The sequence below is a fragment of the Nocardiopsis gilva YIM 90087 genome (assembly GCF_002263495.1).
Classification (GTDB): Bacteria; Actinomycetota; Actinomycetes; order Streptosporangiales; family Streptosporangiaceae; genus Nocardiopsis_C; species Nocardiopsis_C gilva.
Window position 1 is genome coordinate 1,510,311 of record NZ_CP022753.1, and the last position, 19,475, is coordinate 1,529,785.

Annotated in this window: 17 protein-coding genes and 2 pseudogenes; 2 read left to right on the top strand and 17 right to left on the bottom strand. The window is 63.8% G+C overall.

Features of this window, described 5'->3' with window-relative positions; all coding sequences use genetic code 11:
- Window positions 1-22: 22 nt before the first annotated feature.
- The 14 genes and pseudogenes from CDO52_RS07070 to CDO52_RS07135 form a co-directional block, all read right to left on the bottom strand.
- Window positions 23-1,264, bottom strand: coding sequence for a L,D-transpeptidase (locus CDO52_RS07070; RefSeq protein WP_017621852.1), 1,242 nt, complete (start codon window positions 1,262-1,264; stop codon window positions 23-25).
- Between the two features lie 492 nt (window positions 1,265-1,756).
- Window positions 1,757-2,044, bottom strand: a complete 288-nt coding sequence (locus CDO52_RS07075) for a hypothetical protein (RefSeq protein ID WP_017621851.1) — start codon at window positions 2,042-2,044, stop codon at window positions 1,757-1,759.
- Between the two features lie 1,017 nt (window positions 2,045-3,061).
- Window positions 3,062-3,565, bottom strand: a complete 504-nt coding sequence (locus tag CDO52_RS07080) for a hypothetical protein (protein ID WP_017621850.1) — start codon at window positions 3,563-3,565, stop codon at window positions 3,062-3,064.
- Between the two features lie 2 nt (window positions 3,566-3,567).
- Complete coding sequence (locus tag CDO52_RS07085) at window positions 3,568-4,260, bottom strand: hypothetical protein (protein WP_017621849.1); 693 nt, start codon at window positions 4,258-4,260, stop codon at window positions 3,568-3,570.
- Between the two features lie 318 nt (window positions 4,261-4,578).
- Window positions 4,579-4,800 carry a hypothetical protein gene (locus CDO52_RS27305; protein ID WP_152471903.1) on the bottom strand — a complete coding sequence of 74 codons (222 nt, stop codon included), beginning with the start codon at window positions 4,798-4,800 and terminating at the stop codon, window positions 4,579-4,581.
- A 120-nt stretch (window positions 4,801-4,920) separates the two neighbouring features.
- Window positions 4,921-6,228 carry a hypothetical protein gene (locus CDO52_RS27310; RefSeq protein WP_157745473.1) on the bottom strand — a complete coding sequence of 436 codons (1,308 nt, stop codon included), beginning with the start codon at window positions 6,226-6,228 and terminating at the stop codon, window positions 4,921-4,923.
- 377 nt (window positions 6,229-6,605) lie between these two features.
- Window positions 6,606-6,812 carry a hypothetical protein gene (locus CDO52_RS07095; RefSeq protein ID WP_017621847.1) on the bottom strand — a complete coding sequence of 69 codons (207 nt, stop codon included), beginning with the start codon at window positions 6,810-6,812 and terminating at the stop codon, window positions 6,606-6,608.
- A 9-nt stretch (window positions 6,813-6,821) separates the two neighbouring features.
- Window positions 6,822-7,813, bottom strand: a pseudogene (locus CDO52_RS07100) (IS481 family transposase).
- A 576-nt stretch (window positions 7,814-8,389) separates the two neighbouring features.
- Window positions 8,390-10,663: a hypothetical protein gene (locus tag CDO52_RS07110; protein ID WP_017620002.1), complete on the bottom strand. Its 2,274-nt coding sequence runs from the start codon at window positions 10,661-10,663 to the stop codon at window positions 8,390-8,392.
- A gap of 172 nt (window positions 10,664-10,835) precedes the next feature.
- Entirely contained in the window at window positions 10,836-11,666 is an 831-nt protein-coding gene (locus CDO52_RS07115; protein WP_017620003.1) for a hypothetical protein, read from the bottom strand.
- Between the two features lie 121 nt (window positions 11,667-11,787).
- Entirely contained in the window at window positions 11,788-12,657 is an 870-nt protein-coding gene (locus CDO52_RS07120) for an outer membrane protein assembly factor BamB family protein (RefSeq protein ID WP_152471741.1), read from the bottom strand.
- A gap of 43 nt (window positions 12,658-12,700) precedes the next feature.
- Window positions 12,701-13,033, bottom strand: a pseudogene (locus tag CDO52_RS29420) (outer membrane protein assembly factor BamB family protein); the annotation flags it as partial.
- A gap of 27 nt (window positions 13,034-13,060) precedes the next feature.
- Window positions 13,061-13,324 (bottom strand): hypothetical protein, encoded by a 264-nt coding sequence (locus CDO52_RS07125; protein ID WP_017620005.1) that lies wholly within the window; start codon window positions 13,322-13,324, stop codon window positions 13,061-13,063.
- Between the two features lie 258 nt (window positions 13,325-13,582).
- Window positions 13,583-14,395, bottom strand: a complete 813-nt coding sequence (locus tag CDO52_RS07135; RefSeq protein WP_026126042.1) for a VanZ family protein — start codon at window positions 14,393-14,395, stop codon at window positions 13,583-13,585.
- A gap of 581 nt (window positions 14,396-14,976) precedes the next feature.
- Between CDO52_RS07135 and CDO52_RS27315 the strand changes: the two genes are divergently transcribed.
- Window positions 14,977-15,375, top strand: coding sequence for an SdpI family protein (locus CDO52_RS27315; RefSeq protein WP_152471742.1), 399 nt, complete (start codon window positions 14,977-14,979; stop codon window positions 15,373-15,375).
- A 171-nt stretch (window positions 15,376-15,546) separates the two neighbouring features.
- Here CDO52_RS27315 and CDO52_RS07140 read toward each other — a convergent pair whose 3' ends face one another.
- The 3 genes from CDO52_RS07140 to CDO52_RS07150 all read right to left on the bottom strand — a co-directional run bounded on the left by CDO52_RS07140 (window position 15,547) and on the right by CDO52_RS07150 (window position 17,848).
- Window positions 15,547-16,176 (bottom strand): TetR/AcrR family transcriptional regulator, encoded by a 630-nt coding sequence (locus CDO52_RS07140; RefSeq protein WP_033301013.1) that lies wholly within the window; start codon window positions 16,174-16,176, stop codon window positions 15,547-15,549.
- Window positions 16,154-16,624, bottom strand: a complete 471-nt coding sequence (locus CDO52_RS07145; protein ID WP_017620009.1) for a hypothetical protein — start codon at window positions 16,622-16,624, stop codon at window positions 16,154-16,156. The genes CDO52_RS07140 and CDO52_RS07145 overlap by 23 nt, the downstream gene beginning before the upstream one ends.
- 234 nt (window positions 16,625-16,858) lie before the next feature.
- Complete coding sequence (locus CDO52_RS07150) at window positions 16,859-17,848, bottom strand: hypothetical protein (protein WP_017620010.1); 990 nt, start codon at window positions 17,846-17,848, stop codon at window positions 16,859-16,861.
- 468 nt (window positions 17,849-18,316) lie between these two features.
- Here CDO52_RS07150 and CDO52_RS07155 point away from each other — a divergent pair, with 468 nt between their 5' ends.
- Window positions 18,317-19,267 (top strand): aminoglycoside phosphotransferase, encoded by a 951-nt coding sequence (locus CDO52_RS07155; protein ID WP_026126044.1) that lies wholly within the window; start codon window positions 18,317-18,319, stop codon window positions 19,265-19,267.
- Window positions 19,268-19,475 lie beyond the last annotated feature (208 nt).

The window sequence follows — 19,475 nt, forward strand, 5'->3', positions numbered from 1 at the left end:
CGCGTGCCTCGTTACGGCTGTCTCACTCCTGGTGGTGCGGAGAGCCCGGCGTGCCCTCCTCGCCGGTGTCGTCGGCCTCGCCGAGGGCGCTGTTGTCGAGCCACTCGTCCCAGGGACGCTGCCAGTAGCCCCAGCCGTTGTCGACCTCCAGCTCGCGGTCGGTGCCGGTGATGACCACCGGGTCGCCGACGAGGCTGTTGTCGTAGTACCACTTGGAGTCGGCGACGGTCATGTTGATGCAGCCGTGGCTGGTGTTGGCCTCGCCGACCCGGGGGTTCCACGGGGCGGAGTGCAGGTACTCGCCGGACCAGGAGATCCGCATGGCGTAGTCCGCGACCTCGTAGTAGTAGTTGGGGGCGTCCTTGGCCACCCCCAGGGTCCCATTGGTCAGCGGAACGTTCTCCTCCCGCGACATGACGAGGTGGTTCCCGGCGGTGGTCGTGTACTTCCGGGTCGTGGCCATGCCTAGGCTGACCGGGAAGTCCTTGATCTTCTCGCCGTCGCGCTCGACGGTCATCGAGTGCGCGTCCTCGTCGATGTCGGTGATCTGTTCGCGGCCGACCTCGAACTCGATGCGGTGGTCCTTCACCCCGTAGACACCGGGGGCGGCCTGCACTCCTGCCAGGTGCAGGTCGACGGTCACCTTCTGGTTCGGCTCCCAGTACTCCTCCGGGCGGAACACGGCCTGCTTGTCGCCGAACCAGTTCCACGCGCCCTTGACCGGCTTCTCCGAGGTGACCTCCATGGCCGCCTCGACGCGCGCCTTGTCGTCCACCGGCATGTCGAAGTCGATCATGACGGGCATGCCGACGCCGACGGTGTCGCCGCTGTTGGGCTGGTTCTGCTTCAGCTCCAGCCGCTTGCCGGGGACGGCCTCCTGAGTGGAGAACTCACTGGTGAACTCGCTGCTCTCGCCGCCCTTGTCCACGATCGCGGTGACCGTGACGTCGCTGCCCGGGGCCAGCGTCCAGTCGCTCACCCACTCGGTCTTGTCGTCATTCAGCGTGCCCGTGGCGGGGATGTCGTCGCCGGAGTCCTCCGCGCCGCCCTCCGGTGCCGGGGTGCTCTCCTCGACTTTCACGTCGGTGATCTCGCCGCCGGAAGCGGTAACGGTGACCGGCAGGTCCGGTCGCACCTCGGTGGCGCCGTCCTCGGGCGCGATGGACACCTTCAGGGGGCCGGAGTCCGCTGCGTCTTCCGAGGCGAGCTCGCTCGTACCGCCGGAGCAGGCGGTGGCGGCGAGCACGACGGCGGCCGTGCACACGGCCGCCGACCACCGCGTACGCGGAGACCAGGGGGGAACGGGGGATGCCACAGGGGGCCTCCAGAACTTCTGTCGTCGTAGGGGGAAGGGATGGGGCGCCGCCGGACGTGCTCTGGGGAAGTGAGCGCGGGATCGTCCACGGAGTGGGAGGTCCGCGGATAAGCGGCGCCCGTGGAGGGAGGATGCGGACAAGGGCGGTTCGGTTCACCGGAAACCGGGCCGAATTACCGTGATGTCTCCGAAATCCGCCGCAATCGGGAGGAAGCAGGTGCGTCCGGAGCCGAGCGCACCCGCCCGGTCACTTCACGTCGCCGGTTGGTGCACGGGTTGGAGGTGGGGTCTCTGCCGGAGATGCCACGGTCGGCGGTGGACATGGGGGAAAGGCGCGCACCGGCGCGGACGGGCAGGACGGCGAGGGCGTCGGGCCGCCGGAGGCCCACGCACCGTCCGGGGCGGCTTCGTCGGGCGCCCCGGTCTCCAGGACGGCGTCGGTCACGGTCCACCTCGACCGGACTGCGGTGAACAACCGCTCGGTCGGCTTGGCATTCCAGACCATCCGGTCGGGGTCGGAGTGGCCGGGGATGCGGGAATGGTGGAGAAGGCGATGCCGTGCGGGTAGGCGTCGGGGAACATGGAGCCGATGCGGATCATGGTGCCCAGCTCCGGCTCGGAGTTGGTGCCGGTGCGCCCGGTGACGGCTTGGAACACCGCGGTCGCGCGGCTCGGACTGGAGAGCAGACCACGGGCCTTGACCTCCGTGGCGAGCGCGCCGAGGAACATCCGCTGCCAGCCAACGCGGCCGAGGTCGCCGCCGTCGCCGATCTCACCACGTGCCCCACGAAGGAGAACGACTGCTCGCTGTCGAGCCGCTGCTGCCCGGCGTCTTGGGCGTGTTTGGCTCGTCGGAGCCGTTCGTTGGTGGCAGTGATCTGGGCGGTGGTCTCGCAGCGGAGGGCGAGCTTGTCTTAGCGTGTGGCGACCGTCCGGTTGTGTTTGAGCCGGTTGGTCCCGCGCTCCACCGCGTGATGGGCCAGGTAGTCGGCCGCGTCGAAGCCGGGCGGACGACCCCCGCGCCGCCACCGAGGAGGTCCTCCCAGGTCAGCTAGGCATTCACTTCCCTGTTGACCGCTCCGGCGAGGGCGGTGAGTGCGCTCACCTGGACCAGCAGCACCAGTCCGATGCGGCCCAGCGCGGCACGTACGCTTCGGCCAGCCAGGGGGCCACCACCAAACGGTTAGCACGATGGCGGCGACGGCCATCAGCGCTATGAGGACGACCAACGCCGTACTCGTCGGACCGAACCCGACGCCCCGCAGCACCATCGGCGACCACGCCTCGACACCGACGCGCGCTGAGCTCTGAACGCCCCCGTCACCCAAGCAGCGCCCCCGCACCGGTCGGCTTGGCGTCCTCCGTGTGGCGACGGCCCTGCCGTCGACGCTACGAGTGGGCTTCCGCCGCTCCCAGGAAGCAGCGGCAACGTTCCTGTCAACCGAAGGGCGGGACGGGCCAGGAGGCAGGAGAGGTGTCGACCAGCGATGCTCCGCGCAGCTCCACACGATAGGCCTTGGTTCTCAACAAAGTGTGGAAGTAGAACTCGCTGCGAAAAGCTTGCTGAAGGCCTGGACCAGAGATCACTCCCTGGTCCAGGCCCTCGCCACACACGAAGCCGCCTAACCGGGCCGCGTGCCCGCTCTGTCCCCGTATTCGGGCACCTGGGCAAGGGCGGCGACCACGACGGGGGTGGAGGCCCTGCGACCCTCGATCGTCCGAGACGATGGTTTCCGCCGATATGGGCTAGCTGTCTCTTCGCGTCTCCGGAGCGGATTCGGGAAGAATTGCCCAACGCCGCCCCGGGTCCTTCGGGCACACCCAGCAGGCGACTCCATCGAGGACCTGCGGCGTCAGGGGATGGCCGTGCCCGGGACACTCGGGGGCCGGCGCGCCGCAGGCGACCTCCAACACGGCGGTCTGCAACTGGTCCGCGAGCAGCGCGACGGACTCACTCTCGTCCATGGACTCCTCCAGAGCCACTTCGATGGAGGACTCCGCACCGAACGCGAGCGTCACGACCACTCCGGAGGGGGCCGACCCGTGAACGCGATCTAGGTCTTCCTCGGCTTCTCCGTCCCAACTCACGCGCAGGTGCGAGGTGAACTCGGGGATGGCTTCGGGCGGGGCAGCGGTCCCGCCCCCGCTCGTTCGCGATGCTATGACGTCGAGCGTGTGTCCCTTGGGGGCGTGGAGTTGCCTCAGAATCTCCTCCGCCCACGCCCGGACAGTGGTCGTGGTCAGACTCATCTCTATTTCTTGGCCTTTACGTGTGATGCCCAAGCGATGGAGCCGGTCCCTGTTTTTCCACCGACCCTGACTCGGAACGTCATGTAGTCCTGGAATTGAACGACGTTGTTGTGCTTGACTGGCTTCAGGGTACCGTGGAAATGGTAACTCTTGCCGACGACATGGCCCGCGTTCTTCGGCATCCTTCTTCCGTTCTTCCACCACGCGACTCCGCGCTCGTGGACTTTTCCGGTGATAATGGATTTCACCTTCGACGAGATCTTGTAACCCCAGTTGATGGTGTTGTGGTGACAGTTGAAGCGGGCGCTCAGCGTGCCCCTGGCATCGCTCCATCTGGGGTTCTTGTCGCAGCGCAGCGTGACCGGCCCTTTCGCCTTGCCGGCCAGCTGAACGGCCTTCGACTCAAACTGTGGCGTCGAGGATCCGGGGGAAGGCTCCGATTCGGCCGCTGGCTCGGACAGCAGCTCGTCGAGCTGCGACTGCTCCTGCTCCGTGAGAGTCGGCTCGGGGGCGCCGGCCTCTCCGTCAAGGGTGATGCTCAGGGTGACTTCGGCGCCCTCCTCAACAAAAGTCGAGGAGAACGTCGGCTGCTGCGCTGTGACTTCGTCTGCGGAGGCCACTCCTGTCAGGGGAGAGAGTAGCAAGGTGAACGCAGTTACCCCCGCGAGCGCGGCCGACTTCCGCTTCAGGTTCATTCAAGTCCTCAACCATTCGGGCGAAAAAATTCTGCACCACGCGACCGGGTGCATACAGGTGAAACATTAGCGGCCGTCTGTCACATGACTAGCCAACGAGAGTGTCCAAGACTGGACATGTTATTTTGGCAACATTGTGCAATCGCGATCTATCGCCAGGTCACGCTACGAATGATGCGCAGGCCCGAGGTCGTTGCGGGGTGAAGACTTGAGATTTCCTTGGGGGGCGCATTACTCGGACTGTTGGCATTCTGCCGAAGATCGATCTCGCTCGGAGGTCGAGCTCTGGCCACCGCGCGGGGCGTGCCGCCAACGCCATCAGGTCGTTCGGGTCGCCTGGCCGTGGATATGTTCTGCGTGACTGACAGGGGCGGTCGGGGTCCCCCCAAGTTCGATCTCGCCCCCGGCGTAGGTCCCGACGAAGTCCTGGCCGTGGAAGCTCTGAGCCACGAGGTGGTAGCGCAGGCTTCCGGCGAGTGTGTGTTCCAGCGGCGTGCAATACTCGTGCGCCGCTTCGGTGCGGGCGAAGACGGTACGCACAGCGCGGCTAAGTTCTTCGAGGGAGGCATAAGTGGACTGTTTGGGGCCACGGCGGATGAAGCGTTGCAGTACCTGCTCGGCCTCTGCGGTCTCGAGACGTCGGGTGGCCTAGTTGACCATTCAGGACACAAGGGCGTCGAAGCGCTGCTGAATCAGCGGATACTCCCAGATGGTCCGACTAACATTGTGGGCACTCTTGGTTTCCCTTGGAGCCTGGAGAGCTTCGACTGCGCTTTCCACAAGCTCGATAAGATCGCTGTCATCAAGAAGGACGATGTAGCCTCTCTGATCTAGAGCCGTATCTCTGCAGCGCTTTAGGAATAGCTCCTTATTCTCGAATGACCTGCACGAGATAATGCCGAAGGTTCCGCGCAGAGGAGAGAATCGCGATGATATCTGATCAAGCTCTGGATTTCCTAGATCTCGCGAATAATTCTTGCATTCCATAAAGATGTACTTGCACGGGATTTGATGGGTGCGAAGCCAAGAAAAGAAGCCGCGATCTGATGTATTTGTGTATCTTATATCTACGCGTTTTCTTCCTTCGTTGATTTCGCATTCTTTTATGGGGTTAGAGAGTTGGGGATAAAATAGTGTCGTCATGAGAGCTTCAATGTTCGAGTGGTACTGATTCGCGTAATCGCTTCCCAGTGGCGTCTCCAGGACCTTTCTTAGAGCATCGTAATAGTTTGTTTGATCACTTCCGGTAATGCTGTCAAAATCCTCGTGGGTGATTCGCTCAGGGTGAGACTTGCACTTCACCGATTTATAATGAAGGTAAAGGTTCGGTCGCTCGACCGTCAGGGATTCTACCACTGACTTGGAGTTTCCGTAGTGGCGCCTAATGTCTTCTCTGTTGACATGTCTCGATCCATCTTTAAGTGTCTGGACAAGTTTACTACCAGGCTTCTCCAGCTCCTCATTCTGCAGGGCGGGAGTTAGATGATGAGAAAAGAACTCATCCTTCGTAAGATGCAGACCTGTCCTTACAATTACCTTAGGTGTAAGCAAGAGTTTTCCTGTATCGGTCACAGGAAGATTAACCCAGTCCTCTTCCCAAGTCTGGTTAAGTGGGTTCCAGACAAAACCGCTTGGAACTTCCTCGGTGGGAATTCCATAGAATTCACACACCCCACCTGTGTATGCGATCAACATTCCACGAATTATATTTGTTGTGATGTCAGATACTATGTCCTTTCCCACTCCCTCAATGAATAGAGCAGTATCTTCAAGGTCTTCAATGAGGCCCGTTCGTGCAGCCTTACTGTCAGACAACTGCTTAGCTAGTACACCAATCGTTTTCGGGCCAAGTGCTCGCCCCGCAGCCCTTCCCTTGGAAATTCCAAGATGAGTCTCATTGGGCTCTCTTAACTTCCCAAGCAAGGAAAGGACTCGAAATTCATCTTCGTTCCTCACTGCATCTAGCACGCTATCGAAATACGTGTTCAACATCTGATTGCATGTCGCACTCCAGTCATCTGATAACCAGCGAATCATACTAGGGTCTATATAAACTGGAGTATCATTTACTGTTTGAACATCAACAAAATCAAGTTCAGATTGGCGACGATTTATTCCGTAGTATTCGGATACTCGCAAGATGCACCTCCAGGGCAGAAATTATGTCACCTATTCAGATTTATGTCATCATGTTGTCCACATCTGGCCAAGATATTCGGATGGCGTTTAAATATTTTTGAGTTCAGCACATCAGTCGATTCACTCCCAGCCATTACGAGGCGCGAGCTGCTTGCTCAGTAGGCGCCAGAACCAGTAATGAGCGAAAAGGTGCTTTACGAGCCCCATTACTCGGCGCGGTCGCGCAGGATATGTGCTGGCGGTCGGTGTTCCAGCGTGAGGACTCCGGTAATGAACGGGGTGTTGGCCAGCCCCAGCACGAGCCAGAGAGCAGCGTGGGCGACCTCGTGGAGCGAGCCGAAGAAGGCTAGGGCGGCGATAGAGGCGAGCGTGAAGGAGTGCTGGAGGACAGCGAGGTAACGGGCCCCGGGCATGGACCGGGGCTAGGTGTTCCGTCCTGAGAGGTTGGTGACGCGGGAGGCGGGAGGACCGTCGATCGCGGTGTGGAACCGGTGGTGATTGTAGTGATGCAGCCACGCCGGGAGCGCCGCTCGCCGTTGGGCCTCGGATGTGTAGGCCCGGGCGTAGGCCCATTCGTCGGCCAGGGTGCGGTGGAACCGCTCGACCTTGCCGTTGGTCTGGGGCCGATACGGGCGGGTGCGCTTGTGCGTGATCCCGGCTCCGGCCAGGGCATCGCGCCACAGGCGTGAGGTGTAGCAGGACCCGTTGTCGGTCAGCACCCGCTGCACGGTGATGCCCGCTGAGGCGAAGTAGGCGTGGGCCCGCTGCCAGAATCCCGCCGCGGTCTCCTTCTTCTCGTCGGCCAGGATCTCGGTGTAGGCGAGCCGCGAGTGGTCGTCGATGGCGGTGTGCAGGTAGCCGTAGCCCAGCACGGGGTGGGAGTTCCTGCGGGTCGTGGTGGTAGCGCGGGCGTTGCGCTTGCCTTGGGCGCGCCCGGTGGTGCGGTGGCCGCCGCCGTCGGGGACGCGGCCGAGCTTCTTGACGTCGACGTGGAGGAGTTCGCCGGGCTGGTCGCGCTCGTAGCGGCGCACCGCCCGCCCGGTGGCCCGGTCGGTGTGGGCCAGGCGGGGCATTGGGTAGCGGGTCAGGATGCGGTGGACGGTGGAGGCGTGCATGCCCAGGTGTCCGGCGATGCGGGCCGGGCCCCACCGGCGGGTGGCGCGGAGTTTGATGACGCGGCGTTCGCGGCGGGTGGGGGTGCGTCGGGGCGAGTGGTGCGGGCGGCTGGAGGCGTCGGCCATCCCGGCCGGTCCGTGTTGGCGGTAGCGGGCGGCCCAGCGTTGGGCGGTGGTGGGGCTGACCTGGAAGCGCTCGGCGGCCCGGCGCAGGGCCAGTGGGCATCGACGATGCAGCGGGCCAGCGCGAGGCGGCCGGCGGGTGCGAGTTTGGCGTTGGTGTGGGTAGCGTGAGGCATTGAGGGCCTTGCGGTGCTCGGGGCGGACGTCAGACATCCACACCGATACCGAAGGCCCTCCTTTTATGTCCAACTTGTCCCGGTATGTCACCAACCTCAGTGGTCAGTACAGCTAGGCTGGCGGCCAGCCCGTTGGACACCGGCGACCTGCGGGGGCACCCCGAGGAAGCGGCCATCGTCTCCCTCGTGAACCGAGGAGATATGACACTCGTGTACATCCATGACAAGGAGGGCTATCGGAGCCTGGGCGCTCGTACCGGCTCGGTCATCGAAGAGGATGCCTGCGGTGACACTGAGGATCTGATCAACGCGTTCGGCGCCTATTACCCGTGGGATGATCAGGAGCACACCCCCCGACGACCCACGAATGGCCCCGGTCTCGCCGTATGGGCCTGGGGTGGGCGGGCTCTCGGTCGACATCGGAGCCGGAACGGTGTACCTGGCCTCCTACCTGACGGCCCAAGACGAGTCCGTTGGCGTATACATGGGGTGCGCGCCCGACGGAATGCGCTCGGCCCGGTTGGACGCGTCGGCGCCTTGGCAGGAGTGCGCTTCGCCCCGGCTGTTCACGGTCGATTACGGGGTTTGATCCCGTGCTCCACACAACGGTTCCGCGCACCGCAGGTACTCCGTAGAGCCAGAGCTACCGACGCCGGCGAAGGTACGCTCCCCATCCGTCCATACGATGTGCGGGCGGTCCTGGCGGTCCAGCGCGAGTGCGCTCACCACAGGCTCCCCTGTGAAGTCTGCCAGCACGGTGGTGGCGGACTCCGCACAGCTCGTGTCGTGACAGGACATGAGCACGAGCCGCTGTGCGGCCATGTCGAAGGTGGCGAGCTGGGGCTTGCCATGTGAGTCGACCGCCAAGCCCGGCACGGGACGTGCCCACCCTGGGCCGGTGACGGCGCGATCGGTGAAGTCGGTGCAGGCGCTGTCGTGGCAGTCCACGAGGTGGGCGGCACCGGTCTTGACTTCGCGGTAGGCGAGCACGGGTGTGCCGTCGGGCCGGTGCTCGATCCTCGCGCCGAAACGTGATCTGAATCCACCCTCGTACTCCCGCCGGAACTGGTCCTCGACGATCGGCGTGACCTTGGGCTTGGCGCATTCTGTGTCCGGGCAGGAGATCGCGTTGAGTGTGCCCCAGCTTCCGTCGAAAGCGGCGATGGTGAAACCGCCCTCGGGGGCGATGGCGACGTCCAGGAAGGGGCCTTCGACAGTGGAGCTGCCGACGGTGATGTCGTCCGGCAGTGGGATGCTGTGTGGATTGCTGCATGCAAGGTCCTCGCACACCTGCGCGAGGAGGCCGCCTTTGTCCCCGCCTTGGATCTCATCAAGTTGTGGTGAATCATCGGGGCTCACGTAGGAGACCACAAGAAGTCCTTCCCCGAGGGACGCCACTGCGGAATAGATGCTGAAGAGGTGGCCGCCGAATCGCCGGATCTGGGTGCCGTCGTCCTCGTCGCACTGCCGAACGCTGTCGCATTCCCACAGATAGAGCCCTGAGTCTGGGTGGGGGGCGTACGGGTTTTTGCCGGAGTCGGAGTCGTGCCGGACCTCCCGCCACCCTGTGCGCACGAAGCCGCTGTCGACGGCCGCTACAGCGCTCCCCAGTCGATTGGTGTCGTACGTGGGACCCATCGTGCAATCGGGGTCGCACACCTGCATGTAAACGCCGCGTCTAATCACAGAGACCACGGCGTGGGAGCCCTGGGGCGACAGGTCAACCATGAATTCGTCGCCGTGTGTCCCCTCGACTGGGCTCGACGTCATGTCAGGGGTGCGGAACGGGTCGGCCCACATCGCAGCAGGGCCGATCAGCGAAGGGAGGAGCAGCACGGCGACGAGCAGTGGCAGAGGCATGACGTGCCAGGAGCGTCCCGCGTGATGCGCATTCGGAAGGTGATCCGCGACGCGGGACAGGTCCAGGTTCCTCTCCCTGGGGAGGTCAGGCGCCGTGAGGTAGGGCTGCGGGGCGAAGTAGGGCTGGTGCTTCCTCGAGACCACGGGGGCACACATCAGCAGAACCGCAAGCGGGGCGGCCACCGCGGACACCAGAAAGCTGACGGCGAGCGCCATCGGGTGCATGCCACCCCACCCGACCTGGGACTGCAACACCCAGTCGAGGCCCCTGTTCGCCAGCGTCATGACGCCCCACGACCCGAGCACGCAGAAGAAGTGCACGCCTCGGTCGTATCGCCCCATCCGCCAGGCGACTGCTAAGCCCCGCCACGGCCCATGCCCTTCGATCAGGGCGACCGGCAACATGACCGTCACCGGAACGACGAGCAGCAGGAAGGGCAGCAGCGCCATCCCGGCGAGGAGCCACATCGGGGTTTCGGTGGGGAGCCACAAGCCCAGCCCCACGAACGCCGCGATCGCCACCAGGGAGAGGACGATCAGCTGGACGATCCAGGTCAGAGTGGTGAAGTAGCGGCGCAGCGCCGCGCGCCAGGCGTCGCGCACGGACACGGTTCGGCCCAGCAGAGCGCCGCCGCCGAGCAGTACCGAGGCTCCTACAGGGATCGGCGCGAGCAGGAAGCCGAGCAGGATGAGTACGCCGATGGCCACGAGCGTGAAAGTGTCCGGGCCAGAGAGCGGCTCGAGGGAACCGTTGACGAAGACGGCGTCATGCGTCAGCCATACCAGCAGAGGCTGAGCCAGCAGGACCAGGGGAGCGACCGGCACTCCCGCGGCGACGATGAGTGGCCACAGGTGCCGGTAGTAGGCCCGGAACGTCCTCTTCAGGAGGGTGGTCCCGCTGTCGGCCAACGAGAGGTCCGACGGCTGTTCTTCCTCGGTCGGCCCGGGGTCCGGTTCCGTTCGGTCCGTGGATCTCTCGGGGGCGGTCATCTACTTCCTTTCCTCGCGTGCGACGGCAGACTACTGGGAGTAGCCCAGATGACCGCATGCGGCCGTGGAGGAGACGGTGCTCGGCGGGTCCCCGGTGGTCGGGCGCTACGAAAGTGGCGTATAGAGGCGGGAACCGAGTGTGCGGGGGTATGGACCTGGCCGGAGCAGTCTTCTATCGCAGTTGCTCTAGGCCCGCGGAGAGGATCTTGTCGAACTCCTCATACCGTTCCTCGGCCTCGGCGTCGGCGATCTTCCTCTTGTAGTTCCGAGTGCACGTCGTGAGACGGGACGAGTCCAACCCCTGCTCAGCCTCGCCTAGGGAGTCGGAGCATGCGCTTGCTGCCTCCAACGCCGATGCCCCCGATTCATCCTTGGCCGTGACGCCGACGAGTGCGTAGTAGGTGCCGGAAGCCTCGCCCCACGACGCACGCGTAGTCGTCTCAGTCCCACCAGTCGAGAGGGACATGATGAGACCTTCTTTGTCTTTTGCGTCCGCGTCCGGATGCAGTCGCCGTTCCGTAGAACGCAGGCGTCGCACCGATCCCTCGAACTCCACGTCGTCTACGTAGGCCGTGAATGACCAGCAGGCCGTGATCAATCGGTCCACAGCAGCGGTGTCGAGGTCGCCGTCTGAGAAATCTCCCTCTGCCAGGGCAAAGGTGTAGAAGGTGTCAGCTTCGGACGAGGTGGTGGGGACGGCCGTCTGCATCGCGCCGTGAGTGGCCCCCTGGGGAAGCTGATCGGGCTCCATGCTCTCCATCGCTGTGGCACATTTCGCCGGCTCGACTCGGTCGAAGTCCTCGCCGGATGACGTGTCGCGTGGCTCCTCCACGTCGAGGCTCTCGACAACGTACCCGTCGGGATAGGCAGTTTCGGGCGGGAGCATGGCGTCGAGCTGTTTACTGCTCTTCGGCTCGATGGTGGGGCCGCTGCAGGCTGTGGCCGCCAGTACCAGCGGGGCGAGTAGGGCTGACACTCCGACCTGGCGGACGAAGGGAGTCACTGGGGACCTTTCTAGCGATGTGTCGACCGAGTCTTCGGAGTTTGGCCCACGATCTGACGCGACAGGATCGCACGGGGTTCCGACACGTTCGTCCCAGCGTGTGCGTATCGGCGCTGTGCCGTCAGTCGGCGGGCGCGAACACCGCTGTTCCCGACGCTTGGATAGCCCCGTCGCCAGGCGAGGAGACCACAACCGCCCCGGGTGTTACGGCGACATCGGCGCCAGCGATGGAGATGCGCGAGTCTGCTGCATCCTCGTCGATAAAAGTTCCGGGGATGCCCAATGGCGTGCATGAACCGTCGGAGGCATCGAGGAACCCCACTGCGCTGGGGGACTTGTAGACGAACAACCCCTGGTGATTGGAGGAGTAGGGAGAGTTCCAGCAGATGCGGTCGCTGTCCCACAGGATCCTCCCATCACTTACGCGCACTGCCCGCTGATGGTAGGAGCTGGTATAAGGCCACATGAGTAACGTCCCGCCAGGGACTGGCACACGGTGGCCGCGTCCCTGCGAATGTTCGAAGCTCACCATCTCCCAGGGTGCGCCTCGGTCGTCATCTTCGATCCGTTTGTGCCACGCCGACTCGCCGTCCGGGCGGTAGCCGACGAGCAGGCTTGTCTCCGCGCTCCGATTGCGGTCAGCGCGGTACGTCGACTGGACCACGACTCTGCCGTCAGCGGCCGCGATGTTCGCGAGTTCCCGCACCGGGGCGTTGTCGAAGTCCTCACGCACATCGGTGTCGAAGAGCAGTTCGCCTGTCTTCAAGTCGTAGGCGGCCAGGGCTGCTCCCGCATAGGCGATCAGCTTGCCGTCCTGAACCGCGAAGTCGAAGTCGTAGCCGAGGCCTCCGTTGCTGCCTCTGTCGGTGTCGACGCCGCACAGTACGGTTTCGTCCAGGTCGATGACTTTCCGCCGCCGGCCCGTGTCGGCGTCGAGTAGAGCGATCTTGCGTTCCTGGACGCTGCCGTAGGACTGGGCGCCGGTGACCACCGGGGCGACGATCACTTCGGGGGGTGGCTGTGTCGATTCGGGGGTCGGTGGTGTCGGCCGCGAACCAGAGCAGTTCACCGGTGCGTGCGTCCAGCGCCTGCACCGCGTATCTGGTGCGGCCGGGTTCATGGGGTCCGCCATTGTGTCGCCGGACGATCACCCGCCCCTGGGAGACGGTGATCTGCCCCGGCCAGATGATCTCTTCCTCCGGGAGGGATGAGGTTGCCTCGTCAGTATCCGGGACGTGCCAGAGCGCCTTCCCGGCGTCCGCGTCGTAGGCGGCGAAACCCCGCGCGTCGTGGAACACGAGGGTGTGCTCGTCGCCCACGACCTCGCCGGGTTGTACCGGGAGGCCCCAGCGCCCTTCGTCCAGCACGTCCTTGCCGGTGAATTGGGAGGCGCCCTATGCCAGGGTGTCGTAACCCAGTTGGGTGGTGGGATCATCAGGGCCGATCTCGGGCTCGGCCACCCCACCGGGCCGCACCTTCGTTCCGTCGATCCAATGCCCGCTACCACCCGCGATTACGCCCGTCCTGGAGCACATCTCGGCGGCGTGGGCGGCGATCGCGCCCATCTCTTCCCAGCTCGGGGGGAGCGACCCAGCACACAGCACCATGACCACCATGCCGGCTGTCCCCGCCGCTGCCCACCGCTGCCGACCGGCCATATGCCCTGATCTCCTTTCCTGCGGTGGCACGGAACACCCCCGTCGGGGCGGTCACTGATTGTCCATGAGCCACGCGTATAGGGAGAAATCGGATGATGCGCGGCTCCGGCGCGACGCGGTGTCAGTGTGGTTGGGCAGTGCCTTCACCTGGACCTCGACCGGCGTGAACGCCCCCTCGAGGTCGACGCGGTGCTCCTGCTCCTGGACGCCGGCTTCGCCAGCGCGCAGAGGTAGCGGCCAGTGCCGCATAGGCCCAGTTCACCGATCCAGTCGTTTGGGGGATCGCGCGGCGAGGCGGCCCACAAGCATTGCTGAGACAGCGGCCATGAGGACACCGACGATATGTCCAGCGGAGTTGACGATCACGTCGGCGGTTTCGCTTACACGCCCAGCTGACATGAGCCACTGGCCGGTCTCAACGGCGACGGACAGCACGGGGCCAACGCATAGGCGCGCCCACCAGGAAGAGAAGGACGCGAACGCCACAATGCCGATCGGTATGAAGATCAAGAGATTGAGGATTTTCTCTGCGGCTACGAGTCCTTCGGTGGCGTCGTGGACTGAGACGTACTCTTTGGGTGGGTTCTGCTCACTGAGCTCGGCGCGTGTTTCTGTGTCCAGGTCACGGCCATGGGAGTCGAACCAGACTGCGCCGCCGCCGGCCAAGGGGTAGCGATAGTAGGCGGCGTCGCTCGGGTCCGCCTGATGTCGGGCCTCCTCTGCCTGCTCCCGCGACAGCTCCTGCGCCCCGTAGTAGACGTAGGTGTCGTCAATGTCCGGCAGAGGAACATAGGATCCTTCGAGCTCGTCGGATTGCTCTTCTTCGTAGGAAACGAACGGGTTCCAGTTGACGGCGCGATCACCTTCGCCGATCTTCGAGATATCAGAGATCGGGGGAACAAGGATCACGATGTAGACGGCACAGGAAACGCGCAGGAGTATCCGAGCTCGGCGCGCGAACCTCGCTGGAGATCGACGTCGCAGAAATGCCATCGTTCCTGCTGCCCCCGCCAGCGCCAGCACGGATACTGCCACTGTCCATGGCGAGGTGTAGAACAGGACGTGCCACATCAAGAGAACCTTTCGCCGCTGAAGGACTGACTGGGAGAGCTGTCAGCGCCAAACAGTGTGAGCCTGATCTTCGGCGGACACGGGGCAGTGGCAGGAACGGGAATAATGACTTCTGCGGTGGCCGCGGCTGCAGCCTTGATGAGAAGCTCCCTGATGTAGAATTTCCTTCTCATGAATCCTTCGCTTTTGATGCATTGCATGCGCTGGTCGTTTATTTCCGTATGTCTCGGGCCAGCGATGGTGGCAGTGATAAATCGGATCAGCGCATGAGCAAATCGTCCGCCAGTATGGCAGTGTAGAGGGTACGGTACCTCAGGCGTCGGCAGCATTGTGACGACGTCAGTTATCATGCCATGATCCCGGAGTGGGTAAGTCCACGGTGGCCGCTTCTGGACACCTTGTAGTGCTGATCGGGTGATTTTCGTGACGTGCTTCACGGAAGCTGGGTGGTTGAGGAATGGCTTTGCCTAAGCATGGTGCGGATTTGGGCTGGCGGGCCACGTAGATGTCTGATGCCGTGAGTATCGTTTCAGTGTTTCGAGTCGCCGCGGAAATCCCAATCAGGGAGGACAAGACTGGCAATGGAAGAATCGGGAGCTCTTATCTTTGCGGCGTTTGGGCTTGCAGCCGTAGCGGGACTGGCTCATTACATTAGACACGCGACGGCAAACGGCAGCCTGGGAAGGAACTCTGCGATCGGGCTGAGGACGCGTATCACGAAGTCCTCGGACGCGGCCTGGATGGAGGGTCACAGGGAGGCGGCTCCCTGGTTGACGGTCTGTGCTGTTACTGGCTACGTCATCAGCGTTCTGACGACTGGGGTTGCAGTTGTTGCCCTGTCAATGGGTTCCGTCGGTTCCGCTGTTGTGATCCTTCCTGCTTCCGGTTTCATGGCAGTCATTGTCATTCTTGTCATTGCAGCCATCGTAGCTGGCAAGGGCGGAAAAGATGCAGTGAACAACTGCCCAGAAAAGCGCTGATAAATCGAGAATTCGAAAATGTCATCGGTCTGGTCGCCGATGTCGGTCGTTATCCGATGAGAGATGCCGAAAAAGGGGCCGGAGGCTTTCTCGGTGGGAAACCGAAGTGAGGGGCTCGGTTTGCCGTTAGCGAATGCACCACAAGCGGGGGCGGATCAATGACCACAACACTTAGCCGCTGGCAGGGCGGAGGCTGTCAAGGTGCTGGCGTAACACAGCGAGCATTGTCTCGGGGCCCGTGATATCGGGGTGCAGCAGCGCGTTCAGAGTCAGGCCGTCCAGTAGTACAGCGAGCCGTTCGGCCTCGAGGGGAACGTCCAAATCGTCAGCGAAGAGCCCCGCGTCCTGACCAGCGGACAGAAGCTCAGGGAATCCCAGGCGCATGCTCTTCTGGAGATCGTGGATGTGCGGCTCGAGTTCTGGTCGGGAAGACGCGTGGACGCAGCACGCGAGCCAGGCCTCGGTGTCCTGGCGCCTCTCCGTATCAACCGGCAGGAACTGCGCCAAGGCGTTCTCTACGGCCATGCGCTTCTCATCAGCGGTTGCGGTGGGGTCGGCAAGGGAGTGTGCGGGGTCGTGCTGGTCGAGTCGGCACGTCAACTGCATATACGCGACTTCCCGGACGAAGATCAGCAGTTCCTTCGTGTCGGTGAAGTACAAACGAATAATCTCGCTAGGAAAGCTGGACTCGCGTGCCACGCGGGAGATCGTCGCCGCGTCTGGTCCGTCACGGGCAATAATGCGAAACGCTGCGTCGGCTACGATGTTGCGATGCGCGTCAGGTCCGATGAGACAGGCCATCCCTAAAGAATACAGAGCGGCGTATGCCTGCTGGGGTGCACAGCATTGGCGGGTGCGCTGCTGGAGGTGTGATCTGCCGCTGACCGGCGGTGTCGAGCATGGCGGCCGGTTTTTGTGTGTCGTAGTCGCGTGCAGTCGGGTCGGGGCACGTGGGCAGGAACTCGGCGGAGATGTCGGCGCCGAACAGGAAGGCGCGCTCCTCCTCGAACCGGTCGAGCGTGCGGCAACTGAAGAAGGCGAGGAGCTGGCGGGCTGTTCGCGGCCAGATCCGCTCCAGGGTGGCCCAGCCGTGGGCGCTGCGGGTGCTCAGGGCGAGGCTGAACTCGTCTACTAGGCAGCGCAGTAGCCGGAACCACACCCCGGCGTGCACGCTTCGGCTGGGCTGGGTGACCCGGCCGGTGGTGAGTCCTTCGCAGGTGTATGGGTGTTGAACCGTCCGCTCGCGCATTCGACGCTCTGGTCAGGAAGCTCCGGAGGCGAGTTCCATGGCGGCGCCCCACTGGCCGTAGGCGGCTGATCGAAGACCCGCTTGTCTGGGACGAGAAGCAGAGCGAGAACGAGGCCGAGCGCTGCCACGTTCGCAACGTCGCCGAACACCGGGCCCACGAGCAACCCGACACCCAAATCGCCGACACCGCCCGACTCAAGGCCCGGAGACCGGCCGCTTGAGTCGGGCCGAGGCTCAATTGTCGCAGCCCTCAGTGACGACGAATTTCGTCCCCCCGAGTGCTGCTCCGACAGGCGTCTCAGCCCACTTGGCGAGTAGGTTCGGCTCCCGTTCGAGCTGATTCAGCAGATTGGCGATCTCATCAGCGCCCGGCGATGTGGGCAGCACGCAGCGAAGTACTATGTGACCTGTCGCGCTGCCGTCTTCCTCGTCGGGATCATCGGGTTCCCAGCGCCCGATCCCGATGTCCCAAGAACCGGAATCGTCGTCGCCGGGCTGCGGCGCCTGGATTGACATGTAATAACCGTCTGAATCGTACGGCTCAGCGAAGATCTCAAGGTGAGCGTGTTCCAGGAAAGCCAGCCCGCCGGAGCACCGAGAGAAGGCGGTGGCCAATACCCGTAGGTCCTCGATGGATTTCTCACGCTCCTCGGCGGTGATCCCCTCTTCGAGACGATCCAACTGCTCACGAATGTCACGGCTCAGCGTGTCCATTCCGCCGTCATACGTCACGAATGGATGGCCGAAGTCCCAGTGACGTCGCCCCTCTGTCTCGGGCATGGGAATTCCCTCTGAGTACTCGGCGAGTGCCTCGGACAACTCTCGCGCCTCCGCTTCCAGTTCCGCGTCGATCGCGATCCGGACCGGCTCAGGAACCGTCGCCAGGGCGTCGTCCAAATCAGCCAGCGCTTGGTGGAGCTGCAGACAGGCGTACTCGTACCACAAACTGTGTGTACCGGTCAGAAGATCGGCGCGCGAAGCTCGGTCTGTCAGCGCCGCAAGGTGCTTGCTCGGATAGCTAGCCACGCGGCGATCACGGAGATCATGGACGCTCAGGGGGACGGTGACGAGGGCGGAGATTCGGTTGAGCACGTCGATGATCGGTACTGCGAGAGCGGGGTCACCGAGGCTCGTCACAGTTGACGACACGACCCCGTCCGAGCCCTCGTACGTTGCCAGGATCTGCGTTTTCCCACGGTTCGCGTGCTGAGAGTAAATGGTCATGAAGACGCCTTTCGACTACCGGGCCGATGACGGCTCGATGGTCAGGGAAGAATGTGGAGAGAGGCGGTGGCGAGGGCGCGTTCCGACGCTCCATGCCTCGAAGGGATCGGCGGTGGCCCAGGTTCTGTCCCGAGCTCCTTGCCTACGTGAACCATAGGTGTACGCATGGCGCGCCACAACCCCATTACGGAACTCTCTGGAAGAAGGCGGCTGCTGACAAGGCGCCGCTGCCGGCGTCACCGACTCCAGGCGCGTCTCAGTCACGACCAGCCGTCTCACTGTCGGCGAGTGGCTACACGTGTGCCCCGCAGGCAGGAAAGGGCGGCCGAGCGCTGGCGCGACAGAGACCGCATTCGGATCCGGCTCCTGCGCTTACAGCCGCTTACGTGATGGAGAGTGTTACCTCCAAGGCCTGGGCTGATCCTTTCCGACAGAAATTCAGTTGACCTGTCATGGGAACATCGCACAATGAGTGCGTTCATGACACCGGAGCAGCTCGCCCACCGAACCTCACGCGCCGTGGACGCGGCTGTGCAGGGAGGGCGTGACTTCGGACTCACCGTGACGGAGCCCAGGGTGCTCCACGACCTGTTCTCCGTCGTCGTCCACCTTGCTCCCTCGCCCGTCGTGGCCCGGGTTCTCACCGTGGTGCCGCAGCATGCCGACCTCGACAGCCTGGCCGGTCGGCAGCGGGTGGAACTGGACATGGTGCGGTGGCTCGCGGACCGCGGGACCCCCGTTGTTCCTCCCAGCCTCCTCATTCCAGCGGAGCCCGTCCGGGTCGACGGGTTCTCGATGACGTTCTGGCAGTTGGTCGAGGAGGTCAAGGACCGAGAGCCCGACTACGTGGCGAACGCCGGCCTCGTTCCCGGCCTGCACGCCGCCATGCGCGACTATCCGGGGGAGCTGGGATTCCTGTCGGCGGCCGAACCGCGGTTCATCGACGACGGCATCGCCATGCTCGAACAGCGCCCCGACCTCATCGATCCGGCCGACCTGGAGCGTATGCGCCGCGAATGGCGGGTCCTGGAGCCCATCGTGCGCTCCCGCACGATGTTCGAATGGAAGTTCCCGGGGATCGACGTCCAGCCTGTTCACGGCGACTCCCCGGTCGCGAACATCTTCCACGGGGTGGGCGGGGATCTGTACGCCGACTTCGAGATGGTGACGCTGGGGCCCGTCGAGTGGGACATGGCCCTCCTCGGACCCGACTGCGAAGCCGCCTACAACTGCGCAGCTCAGCGCAGGGGCATGAGGCCGTTGAACGAGGACGTCCTCAGCTTCGTGAATGCCGTGGGGATGCTGGTGGCCTTCGCCAGCCTCGCGCTCACGCCGCAACTGCCCTTGCTCGTGGATGCCATGCGGCAGCTCCCCGAGCAGTGGCGGTCGATGCCGTTCGCCGGAAGCCTGGCGGCCTGACGGGCACGGAGGGCGGATCCGCCGCGGGTGCGGCGCGGGCACCGGATTCTCGGCTTCTCAGGTGGGGACCGTCAGGGGCAGGGTCCAAAGACTCTTGCGCATTACTGACCGATTGGTCAGACTAATGATCGCATGGTCAGTTGCCCGCTGGAGACGGGGATGATGCGTAATGAACGGGAATGCGCCGACCGGGGGCACAGGCGGGGGA

What these genes read in the sequence shown, in the direction of transcription:
- CDO52_RS07145 (WP_017620009.1), bottom strand. Translation starts at nt 16,624, where the DNA reads ATGCGCGAGCGGACGGTTCAACACCCATACACCTGCGAAGGACTCACC.
- CDO52_RS07155 (WP_026126044.1), top strand. Translation starts at nt 18,317, where the DNA reads ATGAGTGCGTTCATGACACCGGAGCAGCTCGCCCACCGAACCTCACGC.
- CDO52_RS07140 (WP_033301013.1), bottom strand. Translation starts at nt 16,176, where the DNA reads ATGGCCTGTCTCATCGGACCTGACGCGCATCGCAACATCGTAGCCGAC.
- CDO52_RS07150 (WP_017620010.1), bottom strand. Translation starts at nt 17,848, where the DNA reads ATGACCATTTACTCTCAGCACGCGAACCGTGGGAAAACGCAGATCCTG.
- CDO52_RS07125 (WP_017620005.1), bottom strand. Translation starts at nt 13,324, where the DNA reads ATGGCCGGTCGGCAGCGGTGGGCAGCGGCGGGGACAGCCGGCATGGTG.
- CDO52_RS07095 (WP_017621847.1), bottom strand. Translation starts at nt 6,812, where the DNA reads ATGCCCGGGGCCCGTTACCTCGCTGTCCTCCAGCACTCCTTCACGCTC.
- CDO52_RS27315 (WP_152471742.1), top strand. Translation starts at nt 14,977, where the DNA reads ATGGAAGAATCGGGAGCTCTTATCTTTGCGGCGTTTGGGCTTGCAGCC.
- CDO52_RS07110 (WP_017620002.1), bottom strand. Translation starts at nt 10,663, where the DNA reads ATGACCGCCCCCGAGAGATCCACGGACCGAACGGAACCGGACCCCGGG.
- CDO52_RS07075 (WP_017621851.1), bottom strand. Translation starts at nt 2,044, where the DNA reads ATGTTCCTCGGCGCGCTCGCCACGGAGGTCAAGGCCCGTGGTCTGCTC.
- CDO52_RS07135 (WP_026126042.1), bottom strand. Translation starts at nt 14,395, where the DNA reads ATGTGGCACGTCCTGTTCTACACCTCGCCATGGACAGTGGCAGTATCC.
- CDO52_RS07085 (WP_017621849.1), bottom strand. Translation starts at nt 4,260, where the DNA reads ATGAACCTGAAGCGGAAGTCGGCCGCGCTCGCGGGGGTAACTGCGTTC.
- CDO52_RS07080 (WP_017621850.1), bottom strand. Translation starts at nt 3,565, where the DNA reads ATGAGTCTGACCACGACCACTGTCCGGGCGTGGGCGGAGGAGATTCTG.